Below are 14,589 nucleotides of genomic sequence, written 5' to 3' on the forward strand. Positions count from 1 at the left end.
GTAGGGTGGCGCGTTCCGCGCGCCAAACCTGACGTTCGGCTGGCAGGCAGAACCTCCGCCTTCGTGCAAGGCGCGTTTCGCGTTAGTTTGCCTGTGCGATCGCGTCGAACACGCCGGTTTCCACCGTTGCCCCGTGCTTCATCTGCACAAAGATGCGGTAACGCCCGGCACTGGGAAAGCCGTACGGGAACTCCACTGTCGGCGCGATCGGCTTGGAGGCATCAGCGTTCCCGCCAAGCGCCATCTGGTCCATGCCGCTCATGGCTCCCATACCGCCCTCGTTCGCGACCTCCAGCGACTGCATGGGCGCGGAGCCCTCCGGGTGCGTGTGCGCGAAAGCGCTGAAGTCCGCCTTCACGAACGCGGCATGCCCAGCCATGCCGAGGTAGGGCAGCGTGTCGCTCGCGGGCTTGCCTTGCGGGTCCAGCAGCGTGAAGCGGAACCGCACGGGCTGACCGGCGCGTAACCGCGCCGGACGGTCCCAGCGCATGGTGTAGCCATCCGGCAGGTGAAAGGAAGGACCGAGCTCGTTCTCCGAAACAGGCGACGTCAGCGCACTCGCGTCCTCAGGGCTCAGCATCCCACCGTGAAAGCCCTCGGGTACGTTCAACTCCGTGATCAGGGTTTCGGGCAGGCCGTTGCGGTGCACAATGTCGCCAAACAGGCGATAGGTACCGGCCGGCATCGTAGGCAGCGTCATGGCCAGTTGGCCAGGCGCAGTCGGTGCCGGGTGCAGGTGGAAGACTGCATCCATCCCCGGCTCCCGAATCGCATACAAGTGCATCAAGTGCCCGTGGTCGGGCAGGAAATCACTATTCAGCCGGTCGCGTCGCGGGTTGTCGGTCAAATAGCTGCTCACACTCAAGTGAAGCGTGTCGCCGCTCAGCGAAGGTGTCAGGTGTAGTGGTTGATATACGCGGTCAGCGTAGTCGGCTGCCTCTACGTTCCACCATTTGCCGCCGGCCCACACTGCCGCGCTCACCACCAGCAGCGCTGCACCGGCTGCGGCCCAGGAACGTCGAATGCGAGCCGCATCAGGCTGCATGCCGGGGCGCAACCGCGCTTCGCGTATAGCTGCACCCACAATCCCTGCAACGCCAATCACCAGCAGCGTTCCCAGTCCGCCCAGGATGAGGCCCAGCGTTCGATTCATCTTCAGCATCGTCAGCGCAAAGGCTGGCACAGGCACGCTGGTGCTGGCCGTGCCTGCGGCTCCGGTCACCGCAAACTGCACCTTCCACGATCCGGGCGCCATCAGCCACAGCGAGCCGGAGAAGAACGCCGGATCCTGCGGGGAACGCGCCATAGCATCGGACGTGGGCGGGTGTTTGCTGGCCTCGCCGACCATGGGCACGGGCGTGATCGAGATGCCCTTTACCTCCGGCCCTGAGCTGCGTACCTCCACGGTCGCCACGCCGGGAATCACGTTCGGCGGCCTCACCGTGACGAACAGCCGGTACGGTCCCGCCTGTACCTCTTGGAAAACGTCTTTATTGCCCACGTGCGCATAGGCCAGTGCTGGCATCAACACAAGCAGCAGCGCGGCACAAAAGATGGCGACGCAGCGCCGAGCAGGGCGACACAACCTCAACGCTGCACCCCGCGCATCCATCGGCCAAACACAAGACCCACCCAGGTCGAGAGGACCGCGCACACCGCCGCCTGCAGGAGCCCCAGGTACAGTGGCAATCCGTAAGCCGGGTGGAAGAACTGGCGCATGCGATCCACGCCGTCTGGCCGTGAGTTGTAGTCGAAATACGTGGTGCCGAAGAAGCGGTTTTCGCTCGCCTTGGAGAGTAGGAACTTGGCAAACGGCCACTCCACTGCCACCAGCACGGCAGTAAAGACTACGCCAGAGACCACCGCGATCTGCCACGTCTTCCACGACTTTGCTCTGCGCCACAGCAGGTCCAGCGCGATGGCGGGAACGATCAGCAGAACCGGAAATTTCGCTGGGACAAGATGCGTAACGGGATTGAAGACGGGGCCCAGCTTTGGCTCAGCATGCACCAGCGGAAAGATCAGGATCTCGCCGATGATGAAGGCCATGTAGGTGGCCGCCGCAACCGTAGCCGCCCAACGAAACCGCGAAGCCTGCGAGATGACCGCAAGCGCAACAGGGATCGCAATACCCATCGCGATGTAGGCCTGCGTCTGGTGCAGCATCACGTCCCACGTGTACTCCTGCAGAAAGAACATCTGCCCGCCCACCGTGAGGCCGCCCAGATACAGCAGCAGCTTTTGCAGCGTGCTGAAGCTCGCAGAGCCGTCCGTTGCAGCGCGATTCATTGCCGCCAGGATCAGGAAGAACACGCCCAGCGACACCGCGCGGATGCCCAGGATCAGCAGCGTGTGCGGCGGGCTGACAATCTTTACGTCCAGACCGTACGCGTTGTGCCACCAGTTGTCGAATGGCGCGGAGGTGACCATCGCGAGGCCACCCCAGCCCGCGAGGAACACTCCCAGCGGCGCCCGCAGGCCGAAGATGCTGACCGACGCTGGCCGCAACTCCGCGTCGCGGCGAAACGTGCATTGGTATACCAGCCACAGACCCACGATGCCGGCCAGCACGCCGCACAACTGGATCATCAAATGCGCTGGAGTCCAGAAGGTGTCGCGTCCGATGGAGCGGTGCCACGCCACGTCCCATGCGCCGCCAATCGTGGCAGAGGTGACGCCAGCAACCACGGTCCAGATGTACCAGGGCACGCCAGCGGCGGCGGCACTGCGGGCTACGGTGCGGCTGCGGGATGTGGGAACCGCGGCAAGTGCGGTCGGGTGGGCTGCCGTAGACATGGCTCGGCTCCTGTGGCGCTGAGGCGTTACAGGTAGCCTAGCGGAGGCGAACTGGCGGAAACAAGCCATTTGGCCTGCGGCTTACGCCAGTCCGTCACTTCTCAAGTTGCATAGTGACGACCTGCACCGGTCCGATAATGCCCGAAGGCACTGGCTGCAGGTCATTCATGTCCTGCATCTGGAAGCGGTCGCCGTACTTCGCTTTCAGCGCAGTGTAATCGCGCGGCGGCTGGCCGGCCAGGGCGTTGATCGCGGTGTTGTACACGCGGATCTCGACCGTGTTGTCACCCGTGCGCGCGAACGGCGTAATGTCCAGCGCGTACGGCGGGTGCCACAGGACGCCTGCTTCCTTGCCGTTCACCAGGACCGTAGCGGCCTCGCGAATCGGGGCGTCATACCAGGCTCGAATACCGGGCTTGTTCGCCGGCTGCGTGTCCGGCAGGGCCTTACCGTCTGCAAACCGGAGCAGCAGGTGCTGTCCGCTTCTGCTTTGCACCGCAAAGTGAGTCATGTAGACTGCCGCCCCTGAGTAGAAGCGCGTGGCCGGGTCTGCAGTCCAGTCGGTATCGACAACAGCGTGCTGCGGAACCGCGGCCGATGACGCACTCCCCGGGAAGCGAACCTGCCACTGTGTCAGCGGAACCGCACTCACTTCGTGTTCTGGAGCAGGCCGCAGATGCGCTGCAGCTTCATCTGACGCGATCAGCACCCGCGATCCATAGGGCGGCAGCGTCACGGTCTCGCCATTGCTGGCGTGGGCGGTCGTGCCGCTCTCAATCTCCCACCACGTGAGCGTGCGATGCGTACTGCTCACGTGCAGCGGAAACGTCTTCGTCTCGGGTGAGGTGTTCGCGACGAAGTACACGTCGCGATCCGGCAGGCTGCGCTGGATGAAGCCCACGGCACCACCCGTCGCGCTCACATCGAAGGCCGCCGGCACAATCGAACGCAGCGTATCCGAAAGCCCGGCCATGCTGGTGCGCGTTGCTGAACTTCCCAGTGCGGCGATGACGGCTTGCAGAGCGGGCGTGTCTTTCGCATCCTGCAGTCCCGGCGCCAGCGAAGGCACCGTATCCACAAAGATCACCTTACCGCCACGCTGCCGGTACGCCGCAATCGCCTGCGCTTCCTGCAGCGGCATGCGCGTGGTGGGTGGAATTAGCAGCACTCTGCTCCGCAAAGTGACTTGCTCCAACGCCGGTCCATCTACGTAGTCCGCGTTGTGGCCGCTGTTCAGCACCGTCTTCATCAGCTCCGGCGTGATGCGTTGCTTCATGCCTTCCGTTACCGAAACGTGCCCCGGCACAAATGCGGCCTGCGCATCGTCCTCCGGAAGCAGGATTGCAACGTCATTCGCGGGTTCCCCTTGCCGCAGCAACCAGCTCACGCGTTGCAGGTAGCGCGTTACCGCCGGCATCACCGGCCACCACGGGTTGTGTGCGTTGAATACCGCCGCCGCGTACAGCGAGTACCCGGGCTCCTGCGCGTACGGCGGCGAGTACGGCCAGCCGTGCGCGATCATCTGGTTCACGCCTTCCAGGAACATGCGGTCCGCTTCCACTTTCATGTCCAGCGGCGTTGCACGGAAAGCAGGGGAGTGCAGCCAGGTCCACGTCTCCGCGCTGGTCACGCTGCGGTGGAACAGGTGGTTCGCACTCGAAGCCCAGCGGGTAAACGAGAACTGGTTCCACTGCGGGCCTTCGCCCTCGGCAAGCTGCGGCGTTAGGTCATCAATGAGCGTGGCCGCCGGCTCACCGTAGGTTTGCGATCGGAACTTTGTCCCGTGCGCCGCGGCGAAGTCCGCCATCGGCTTCAGGTAGTTCTCGCGCACCAGGTCGCTCAGCGTTACGCCCCAGTCATGGCGAACGGCTTCGGCCTGCGGTGTTCCTCCCTGCCACAACTCCGGCAGGTGCGGAATCAGATCGTAGCCTCGCCGCTTCTTGAACTCCTCCGGAAGCGATCCGGTCCAGTCCGAGCCATACACCTCCAGCGAATCGCTGAAGACCGCATACGGCGGTTTGTTGCCCGCGAAGCCCTGCAAAAGCTTGTCGCTCACCTCGCGATTATGAGTATCGATCGCAGCGCGCTTCATGTGGTCGAGCACGTAGCCCTCTCCGCCCACCGCGGCGCGCTTCACCATCTGCTTCGTGTGGCTTGCGATGAAGTAGAGCACCACGTCATGCGGCTGTTCTGCGCCGTAGTCGTAGATGCGATTCGTTTGGCGAACATGGCCATCCACGCTCGGCAGCGCATTCCCGTAGAACTCTTTGGGTGCTGCGTGATCCCAATGTTCGGGTGTACCTGCAGCGACAAACTTTGCGATCAGGCGTTCGCCGGGCTGCACTGGCGGCGGTGACGTGCGGTCGTTATAAGCAAGCGCAACTAGCTTCAGCCGCTCCGCCGCCATCTCCAGCGGAATGTGCGGGCCGCCAAAGGGCCAACCACTCCCCAGCGTAAGGTCGACGCGCATGCCCAGTTCGCGGCCGTGCTGCTGCGCCACCTGAAGCATATTGACCATCTCCGGCGAGGTGTAGCGCAGGTTCTTAATTCCCTTTGCTGGATCGTCCACTGCCAAGGGATAGACGCTGGCAAGCTCGAATCCACCAAAGCCGCCTGCGTGCATCTGGTCGATCTCTTTGCGAATCTCGTCTGCCGTGACCGCCGGTCCGAACCACCACCAGCGCACCATCGGCTTCGCATCGTCCGGCGGGTGAAGAAACTGCTGGTGTAGGTTCTGCGCCGGCAGTACGCCACTTGTAGCCGCCACAGCCAGCGTTGCGGCCGCCAGGCTAACCCAGAGTTTGCGCATCGGCATGCTCCAGGTTCGTGTCGGCAACGCCGCGCGTCCATCCCAGCCGCAAGTCGCGCACGTCTTGCAATTGGAACAGGGGCGTGCCGTTCGCGCGAGGCGCATTCAGCGCAAAGAAGTCCGCGCGCTCTACATCTTGCAAGTAGAACGGCGAGCGCGCATCGGGCGCAGCCGTACGCACCTCGATGTGGCTCATTTCCACATTGCGCACGTGCCGCAGAAAGAATCCCGTCGCGGGAATGCGCCCAAACATGCCCGGCTCCGGATACGCATTCTCTTTCTCCGGAACCGCGATGTTCCGGTCCGCGTCCGTTCCGCCGCCCTCGTTGTGCACGTAAATGTCGCTTAGCTTCACATCCTCCACTGCGTGACCAGGCACACCGCTCAGGATGGAAGCAATCTTTGAAGCCGAGTTATAGCTTTCGATATTGCTGAACAGAATGCGTGCCGCCGTACCCACCTTTGTGCTCTCCTTGGGCCCGCGCAAGCGCGCTCCCAGTCGCACAAAAATGGGCGCAGAAACACAGTCGCGCATCGTCGTATTCGTGATGGCGATATCTTCCATCAGTGCGCCATCCACACTCTCCAGCGCGTAGCCCTGGCAACCCTCGAACACACAATTCGATACGGTGATGTTGATGAATCCGCCGTTCGACTCCGTGCCGCACTTGATGCGACCGGTATGCGGCACCCCGCGATCCATCTGGCCTTCGCTCGCAACCGTGAACTTTTTGAACGTGCCATCCAGCACACTGCCGAGTTCATAGCAGCCCGTCACATAGCAATTGGTGATCGTCACATTGCGCGTGGGCCGCGCGTACCCCAGCGCAAAGCTCGATTTGGGGCAGATGCCGTCATCCCACGGCGAGTTCACCGTGCAGTTGCTCACGCGTACGTTCTGGCAGCAGTCGATGTCGATGCCGTCGCGATCCGTATCGATCTTGACGTTGTCGACCGTGCAGTTGTCCACGCCGGTCAGCAGAAATCCGAAGTGGCCGCCCTTCAGGATGCTGAAGTCGCGGAACGTAACGTTGCGGCAGTTCTTCAGCGCGATGGCCTTGTTGCCCACCCCCGCCTGCTCCGCAACGAACTTGTAACCAAGATCGGTGTGGCTGCGCCCATTCGACAGGCCGCGACCCCAGATCAGGCCGTTGCCGAAAATGCCGAAGTCATGGATGTTCTCGCCCCACAGTAGCGAATTGTGCCAATGGTTGTGGCCGTAATCCTGGTAGGCGTCGTAGCTCGTCTTCGGCTCCGCTGCGTCATAGGTCTCTCCGTTGTAGCCGGTCGCCTCGCCCGGCTTTGGCGAGTCCGCCGCGACGATCGTCGCTCCCTGCTGCAGCCACAGGTCCACGTAGCTCTGCAGGTGAATCGAGAAGCACAGGTACAGCCCGGCGGGGAAGACCACCGTGCCGCCACCGGCCTTCGCGGCGGCGTCGATTGCGGCATTCACCGCCTTGGTGTCCAGTGTCTTGCCGTCTCCCGCTGCGCCGTACTGCCGCACGTCAAACAGCAGTGCAGCGCCGCGGCCAGCGTGCGCCGGCGACAGCACAGCGTCATGGTTCTGTTGTGCGCCAACGGTCAGCGGAGCCGTGGCCCCAAACGCGGCGGCTGCAGCAAAAGGACTTGCCTGCAAAATACGACGGCGTGTTACTTCGTTCATCGGCTCTCTCCCCGCACAACATCATCCTGGCGCCGCACCGCGACATGACTATGCCAGCCGCGACGCCCAGTGGTATACCTCGTCGCGAAACGCCAGCGAAGACGCACTCGCCTCGCCCTCCAGCGTCGCAAACTGCACCGCAAAGTTGCCCAGCGTGCTCGACTCCGGCGATCCGCAACACACCTGCATGCCGGTGGCCTGCGCCGTGAGCCGGTTCAGCAACTGATTCTGGCAGCCGCCGCCAACGATGAACACGCGCCGCAGATCTTTCCCGGTCTCTTCGGCAACAACGCGCAGCACCTGAGCGTAGCGTGCTGCCAGCGAATGCAGAATGAGCGACGTCAGCGGCGCCGCGCTCTCCGGCGTTTCGGGCAGCGTGGCAGCACCGCGCGCTGCAAGCTGCCGGTTGATGCGCCGCGGCATCTCGCCCATGCGCATCAAGTCCGGGTCGTCCACATCCAGCAGCACCGCGGGTGCGGGCTCACGCTCTGCCGCCGCAAGCAGTTCTGCGATGTGCGGCGTGTAGCCCTGCTGCGCCCACGCATCCTGGCACTGCTTCAGCAGCCACATCCCGTTCACGTTCTTATGGAAGCAGTTGGTCCCGCCCACGCCACCCAGGTTGGTAAAGTTCTCAGCACGCGCCGTTGGCCCATTCACCGCCTCCAGCGTTAGCGCGCCAACCAGCGACCACGTTCCGCTGGAGATGTAGGCCCAGTCATCGCCTCCCGCCGCGATGCCCGCGATGGCGCTCGCGGTGTCGTGGCAGGCGGGTGCGATGAGCTCTGTATCCGCATAAGCGGACAGTGAAGCCAGCGGCCCATGGAGCTTCCCAAGCAACGTGCCAGGAGGCACGATGCGCGGCGCACACTCGATTGACAGGCCCGCATCGCGAAAGATCTCGCGGCTCCACTGATGCGAGTGCGTCTCCACCAATTGCGTATGCGTTGCATTGGTGAACTCCGCAACGGGCTCGGCACCCCAGCGCGCCAGCAGATATTCCGGCAGATTCAGCCACCGCTGCGGAGGCAAACCCGCAAGCTTGTCGGCATACAACTGATACAGCGTGTTCAGCGGCATCTGCTGAATGCCCGTGATCTCGCGCATGCGCAATGGGCTCAGCTTTGCATGCAGCGCGCGCTCTGCCGCTTCGTTGCGGGGATCGCGGTAGCAGAACGGTTCGGCTAACGGTTCGCCCTTGCGATCGAGCCGCACGTAGTCCACCGCCCAGCCGTCCACGGCGATGCTGCGAATGCCTTCGGGTACCAGCTCCGCCGCTTTGCGCAGACCCTCTTCCATGCCCTGCACAATCTGTTCCAGCGGCCAGTGCAGGCCATCTTCACGCTGCACGGGACCGTTGGCGATGCGGTGCACCAGCGTGTGCTGCGGCACGCCGTCCACCCACCGCAAGAGGCTCACGCGGCAGCTCTCCGCGCCCAGGTCCACTGCGACCAAAGCCCGTGTGTCTTTCGGCACACGGGCTTCCGTCTTCGGCTTTGCTTCAGTGTGGGCCATGGCTAGCGCAGGTACGCCTCGACCAGGCCGCCGTCCACCGGGATAATGTGACCCGTCGTCACGCGCGCTTGCGGTCCGGCCAGGAACATGATGGCCTCAGCATTATCCCTCGGATCGATGGGCACGTGCGTCAGCGTGCGCTGCGCATAGAACTGCGCCAGCGCATCGCGCAACTCGTCGTCGCTCGCCGACTCTTCAAACGGGATCTTGTACTTCGCCAGCGATGCCTTGACGCGGTCACGCGGGAACATCGTCGATCCCTTCACCACCGTCGCGGGAGACACTCCGTTTACACGCACTAGCGGAGCCATGCCCACCGCGAGTTCGCGCACTAGATGGCTCAGCGCCGCCTTGGAGACGTCGTACGCTTCTGACCCGCGCTTCGCGACCACGGCATTCGCGGAGCTGGTCAGCACCACCGACGCATCCAGCCCCTGCTTCTTGAAGAAAGCGCTCGCTTCGTCTGCCAGCTTCCAGTTGGCGGTCACGTTGATCTCCAGCGTCGTCGCCCACAGGCTATCGTCGATCACACCGGATGGCGTCGACGGGAAGATCGCAGCCGTGTTCACCAGGATGTCGATGCCGCCGAACTTCTGCACCGTGGCTTCCAGCGCAGCCTTGATTGTGTCGCGCTTGGTGATATCGATGCCCGTAAAGCCAACCGCTTCTTTGCCCGCAATGGCCGCGCACTCTGCCGCGACCTTCTCCGCACCGGCCAGGTCACGGTCCGCAATCATCACGTGCGCGCCGCGCTCTGCCGCAATCAGCGCCGTCTGATGGCCGATGCCGGACCCACCACCCACAATCAGCGCAACACGGCGGCTCAACTGCTTCTCGGGTGGCTGCCGGCGAATCTTGGCCTCTTCGAGCGCCCAGTACTCAATGCGGAAAGCCTCGCTCGGCGGCAGAGCGACATAGTTGTCAAACACCGTGAACTGATCCGCGCTTGCGGCCGGACCGGCCTGCGGAATGTCCTCGCACTTCACGCCACCACCCAACGCGCCCGCGCCCTGCATCACGCCGATGGCGTTGATGTAGAACTCGCCGGTGAGCCGTGCCTCCGCCTTGTTCTTGCCAAACGTGAACATGCCCACGCCCGGCAGCAGCACCACCGTGGGGCTCGCGTCGCGCTGCTTCGGTGAATCGGGCAGCGCGTGCCTGGTGTAGTACTCGGCGTATTCCGCGCGGTACGTCTCCAACGCCTGTTCGATCAGCGCTGGAATCTCCTTCGGGTCACCCGCGGGATTCCACTTCAGAAACATGGGCCGAATTTTGGTGCGGATGAAGTGATCGGGGCAGCTCGTGCCCAGGTGCGCCAGCTTTTCAGCGTTCTCGCTGTTCACGAACTCCAGCACATTCGGCGCGTCGGTGAAGCTACCAATCCAGCGTTGTTTGCGGCTGACCGCACCGCGCAGCGACGGCATCACCTCACCCGCGATCTTCGCGCGATCCGCATGTGCCTGGTGCTTCGCTCCGCCGAACACCTTGTGGCCTTCACGCAGGCCATGCCGCTCAATGAACTGGCCGATCTGGTCGATGATGGTGATCGTGTTCAGGTAGCTCTCACGCTGCGTGTTGCCCCACGTGAACAGGCCATGGCCGCCCAGCACCACGCCATCGCAGCCGGGAGTCTCTTCGACAATCTTGCGCAGCATCATGCCCAGCTCAAAGCCGGGGCGCTGCCACGGCAGCCACGCCAGCTTGTGGCCGAACTCCGCATTGAACTCGTCCATCTTCTGCTTGCCGTTGGCGCTCGCCGCCAGCGCGATACCCCAGTCCGGGTGCAGGTGATCCACGTGCGGGAACGGCAGAAATCCGTGCAGCGGTGTGTCGATGGAGGCAGCCGTCGGGTTGTTGTTGAACGTGACCAGCGGGTACAGCGCAACCATCGCGTCTTCTTCGCTCACGCCCTTGTACTGCTTCTCCAGCGCCAGCAGGCGGTCCAGGTAAAGCGTTGCGAAGCCGCTGCGCTTGATGGAGCCCAGGTCACCGCCCGAGCCCTTGACCCAAAGCACCTGCACCACGTCGCCAGAAACCGGGTCGACCTCGCTCAGCTTGCTTGATGTGTTGCCGCCGCCGAAGTTGGTGATGCGCAGATCGCTGCCCAGCAGGTTCGACCGGTAGCGCAGCAGCTCCGGCGCGTCCAGTGTTTGGGCGACTGCGTCGTCCCATTTGTCTTCCAGAAACTTCAGCGTGCTGTTCGCCGCGCCTGTTGCATTTGCTGCCATGGAGTCCTCTTGGTGAAACTACGCCGATCATGATTCCACAGCAAAGACCAATACGGCAAATGTTTCCCATTCGGAAAACTTCGTGCCCGCGATGCCGTAGCTACGTGTTGTGCGGATCCACGCTATGGAAGCCGTAGGTCACATAGCCGGTTTGCACCCGCCCTCCGCGCACCCTGACCTCCATGTACCCCTCGCGCGTTCCCAGCCGCGTACCCTGCCACCAGTTGCCACAGACCGCGCCGCCGGTGATGTACGGCACTCCGCGCCAGTCCACGCGCTCCTGAACATGAGTGTGACCCTGCAACACTGCCAGAACGTTGTGGCCTTCGAACAGCGGCAGCACTTCCGCCGAGTTGACCACCGCCATCTGGTAGTGCGGCCTCGGTGAGAGGTCACGCTGCAGATAAGCATCCACCGCAGTCACCAGCGGCATGTGCGTTACCACGATTACCGGCGCCGCTGCTGGCAGCGCGGCCAGATCGGTGCGCAACCACTGCATCTGCTCGGCGTCGATACGGCCCTCATAGTCGCGGTCCGGCGTCATCTGCACCGAGTCCAGAACGACGAAGTGCACACCCTTGTGGTCGAAGCTGTAGAACGTCTTGCCGATGTGATCGCGATAGTATTTCTTGCCGTAGTCGGGATCGCTCGGGTCCACGCCGCTGGCCGGCTTCAACCCAAACACATCATGGTTGCCGAGGGTGTGGTACACCTTCACGCTCAGTTCCTGCTGCGTTTGGTCGTATAGCTCCCACAGCGAGAGCGAACGCTGCTTGGGCACCGCCAGCGTGTCAAACACGTGATCGCCGCCCTGGATCGCGAAGTCCGCATGCGGGAACATGCGCATCGATCGAAATGCCATGGCGCAGCCTTTGGCCGCGTTCAACTCCGGCTCCAGGTGCGTGTCGGTAAAGAAGAGGAAGTCGAAATCCTGCACCGCCGGTGCAGCCGCAGCCTTGCCCGTCGACTGCGCCCAGGCCGAGCCCTGAATCAGCGTGGCTCCAGCCGCTGCGCCCGCCCCTGCGAGAAAAGTACGACGATCCATCGGAGATCTCCTCAGTGACTCAGCGTAGGAATCATGGGTGAATGCAGCGTGAACCGGCCTAAGCCCCAGCTGCGTTGGCGCCCCGCACCAGCCGGTGTACCACGTAGTTATAGGGCGGCACTGTCTGGCCTTTCAGCAGCGCCAGGCCAAGCTGCATCAGGCTCGGCCCATAGCTGCCCACCTCGTGCGAGACCGACGCAATCAACGGCGACCCCGCCTGATTCATCTCTTTCAGCGCGTCTTCAATGCAGTCCTGTCCCACCACCGCAACATGGCGGTGACGCCGCAACTGCCGCGCTGCATCTACCGCGCCCAGCGCGCTGGTATCCGTCGCCGCTGCGATCAGGATGCGCTTGTCCTTTGGGTGACGCTGCAGAAAATCACCCACCAGCTTGGCACTTCGATCGCGCAAACCGCGGCCGTCCATGCGAACGTACGACTCCACCGGCAGGTCGGGCAGTGCCGACCGCACCGCGTCAAACGCGCCGGACACTCGGCTCTGCACCAGCAAGCCCGCCTCGGGCAGGTCCAGTCCCAGAACCCAGTCAGCCTGGCCGCCCCAGTTCGCCTGTGCGTGCGCGGCCAGCACTTCACCCGCCTCTGCACCCACCCGGTAGTTGTCTACCCCAAAGTAGGTTGCATTGGGGTGGGGAATGTCGATCGCGATCAGCGGGATGCCAGCCGCGGCGATCTTATCGCCGATGACGGGCGCTACCTGCTGCTCCACGTTGAACTCAATCACCAGGTCGACCCGCTGCTGCACAAACTGCTCCGCGTTGCCCACGGCAGTCGCAGCATCGTACCGGTTGTCCAGTTCCACGATGTCGACGCCGGCGGCCGAGGCAGCGTCATGCAGGCTGCGGCTCACCTCCTGGCTGAACGGCATGTCCGCGCTCTGCCCGGCAAATCCAAACCGCAGCTTCTTGGGTCGCGCCACATGCCGGTAGCTTCCGTCCGGCGCCTGTGCCAGGTAGCCGCGGTGCACCAGCGTTTTCAGCACGCGGTACACCGTCGTTTTCGACACGCGCGTGCTGCGGTGAATCTGCTCCAGCGACATGGGCTGTCCTTCGCTCTGCAGCAGTTCCAGAATGTCGAGCGCCTTGCTCAACACCGGAATCAGGTACAACCGCTTCGTGCTCTTCGCCAAGTCTCCGCACCTGTGGCGGGCTGGTAGGAAACAAAACGCCCGGTTTCGCTATTGAAACACGGGCGTGCAGGGTTTGGGCATTCGGCGGTATAGCGCTCTACGCGTAGCTGCCACCCGATGCCTGGTTGCGCGCGCCACGCTCGGCGCTGATGCGCTCCACATATCCGCTGGTACGCAGCTCCTGCAGCGGCTCTACAGGCAGGCTTCGCGCCTTACGCCACGCGCGCAGCATCGGACGTACATCCGTCCAGAAGGCGCTGCGGAAAAGCTCTTCTGCCTCCACCAGCCGGCACTCATCTTGCAACGCGGTAAGCGCTTCCTGATCGACCAGTGCGGCGCGCGCAAACAGCTCCTGCGCGGTCACGACGGACTGCACCATCGCTTCCATCTTGCCCTTCAGGTTATGGCTCTGGTCGATCATGTAGGCGATGTTGTCCGTCGTCTCGCCTGGCGTGCTCACAATCTCGTGGAAGATGCGGAACAGCTGATACGGGTCGATCGATCCCAGCGTCAGGTCGTCGTCGGCGTACTTCCGATCATTGAAGTGGAAGCCGCCCAGCGACTCCGTGTGCAGCAGCCACGCCACGATCTGCTCAATGTTGGTGCCCTGGTAGTGGTGGCCGGTGTCCACCAGCACTTTCGCACGCGGCCCGGCCACGCGCGCCAAGTGCAGCGCCATGCCCCAGTCAGCAATGTCTGTGTGGTAGAAGGCGGGCTCGAACGGCTTGTACTCCACCAGCATGCGCTGCGTCTCGTTCATCGCATCGTGCGTTGCCTTCAGCACCTCTTCCATCCACTCGATGCGGCGCCGAATCGACTGAGAGCCCGGGTAGTTCGATCCGTCCGCAATCCACAGCGAAACATCGCGCGACCCAAGCGCCTTGCCGATCTCGACCGACTCCAGCAGGTGATCCAGCGCTGCCTTGCGCACACCTGCATCCGGGTTCGCGATCGATCCGAACTTGTACTCCTGCGACTGGAACAGGTTCGGGTTGATCGATCCAGCCTTCACGCCGTATTCGGCCTCGAGCCCGCGAATCGTCTCCACGTCCGCCGTTCCGTTGGGCAGGTCCCACAGCACGTGCAGCGCCACCGTCGGCGCGGCGCCGGTCAACCGGTTCACCTCTCCCGCATCCGCAAACTTCTCCGCAATCGAAGTCGCCGCACCGGCCTGCACAAACTTTCCGAAGCGCGTGCCCGTGTTGGCAAAGCCCCACGAAGGCACCTCAATACGAAAGCCGTCCAGCGCGGCAAAGATGCGTTCCTGCTGATGCTGCAGATCGGATGTGGAGGCTATGGAGGTGCTCATGCTTTCGACTCGTCTTTCGGCGCGCACGCCGGCGCGCAGTTCATTGGTGAAACTAACTCTCTATCGAAAACACCACATTG

The 14,589-nt window shown here is 63.3% G+C and carries 9 protein-coding genes; all 9 read right to left on the reverse strand.

The features are described 5' to 3' along the window. Nucleotides 1-82 precede the first annotated feature (82 nt). The gene (locus OHL12_RS14335) at nucleotides 83-1,525 is read right to left on the reverse strand and encodes a hypothetical protein (protein ID WP_263414499.1); all 1,443 of its coding nucleotides are present in this window, start codon (nucleotides 1,523-1,525) and stop codon (nucleotides 83-85) included. A gap of 62 nt (nucleotides 1,526-1,587) precedes the next feature. Beyond that, nucleotides 1,588-2,796: a hypothetical protein gene (locus tag OHL12_RS14340; RefSeq protein ID WP_263414500.1), complete on the reverse strand. Its 1,209-nt coding sequence runs from the start codon at nucleotides 2,794-2,796 to the stop codon at nucleotides 1,588-1,590. 94 nt (nucleotides 2,797-2,890) lie between these two features. Further along, a complete protein-coding gene (locus tag OHL12_RS14345; protein WP_263414501.1) occupies nucleotides 2,891-5,605 on the reverse strand; it encodes a glycosyl hydrolase in 2,715 nt (904 codons plus the stop codon). Beyond that, nucleotides 5,586-7,268, reverse strand: coding sequence for a rhamnogalacturonidase (locus OHL12_RS14350; RefSeq protein WP_263414502.1), 1,683 nt, complete (start codon nucleotides 7,266-7,268; stop codon nucleotides 5,586-5,588). The genes OHL12_RS14345 and OHL12_RS14350 overlap by 20 nt, the downstream gene beginning before the upstream one ends. A 48-nt stretch (nucleotides 7,269-7,316) precedes the next feature. Continuing rightward, complete coding sequence (locus OHL12_RS14355) at nucleotides 7,317-8,780, reverse strand: rhamnulokinase (protein ID WP_263414503.1); 1,464 nt, start codon at nucleotides 8,778-8,780, stop codon at nucleotides 7,317-7,319. Between the two features lie 2 nt (nucleotides 8,781-8,782). Next, nucleotides 8,783-11,008 (reverse strand): bifunctional rhamnulose-1-phosphate aldolase/short-chain dehydrogenase, encoded by a 2,226-nt coding sequence (locus OHL12_RS14360; RefSeq protein WP_263414504.1) that lies wholly within the window; start codon nucleotides 11,006-11,008, stop codon nucleotides 8,783-8,785. 100 nt (nucleotides 11,009-11,108) lie between these two features. Further along, entirely contained in the window at nucleotides 11,109-12,053 is a 945-nt protein-coding gene (locus tag OHL12_RS14365) for a metallophosphoesterase family protein (protein WP_263414505.1), read from the reverse strand. 58 nt (nucleotides 12,054-12,111) lie between these two features. Beyond that, nucleotides 12,112-13,200 carry a substrate-binding domain-containing protein gene (locus OHL12_RS14370; RefSeq protein ID WP_263414506.1) on the reverse strand — a complete coding sequence of 363 codons (1,089 nt, stop codon included), beginning with the start codon at nucleotides 13,198-13,200 and terminating at the stop codon, nucleotides 12,112-12,114. Nucleotides 13,201-13,297: 97 nt separating this feature from the next. Beyond that, nucleotides 13,298-14,509, reverse strand: coding sequence for a TIM barrel protein (locus OHL12_RS14375; protein ID WP_263414507.1), 1,212 nt, complete (start codon nucleotides 14,507-14,509; stop codon nucleotides 13,298-13,300). Nucleotides 14,510-14,589 lie beyond the last annotated feature (80 nt).

Origin of the sequence: Terriglobus aquaticus (genome assembly GCF_025685415.1) — a bacterium.
In the GTDB taxonomy this organism is placed as follows: domain Bacteria; phylum Acidobacteriota; class Terriglobia; order Terriglobales; family Acidobacteriaceae; genus Terriglobus; species Terriglobus aquaticus.

Bases quoted from the DNA above. Each gene is read 5' to 3' on its own strand.
- OHL12_RS14335 (WP_263414499.1), bottom strand. From the start codon at position 1,525: ATGCCAGCACTGGCCTATGCGCACGTGGGCAATAAAGACGTTTTCCAA.
- OHL12_RS14340 (WP_263414500.1), bottom strand. From the start codon at position 2,796: ATGTCTACGGCAGCCCACCCGACCGCACTTGCCGCGGTTCCCACATCC.
- OHL12_RS14345 (WP_263414501.1), bottom strand. From the start codon at position 5,605: ATGCGCAAACTCTGGGTTAGCCTGGCGGCCGCAACGCTGGCTGTGGCG.
- OHL12_RS14350 (WP_263414502.1), bottom strand. From the start codon at position 7,268: ATGAACGAAGTAACACGCCGTCGTATTTTGCAGGCAAGTCCTTTTGCT.
- OHL12_RS14355 (WP_263414503.1), bottom strand. From the start codon at position 8,780: ATGGCCCACACTGAAGCAAAGCCGAAGACGGAAGCCCGTGTGCCGAAA.
- OHL12_RS14360 (WP_263414504.1), bottom strand. From the start codon at position 11,008: ATGGCAGCAAATGCAACAGGCGCGGCGAACAGCACGCTGAAGTTTCTG.
- OHL12_RS14365 (WP_263414505.1), bottom strand. From the start codon at position 12,053: ATGGATCGTCGTACTTTTCTCGCAGGGGCGGGCGCAGCGGCTGGAGCC.
- OHL12_RS14375 (WP_263414507.1), bottom strand. From the start codon at position 14,509: ATGAGCACCTCCATAGCCTCCACATCCGATCTGCAGCATCAGCAGGAA.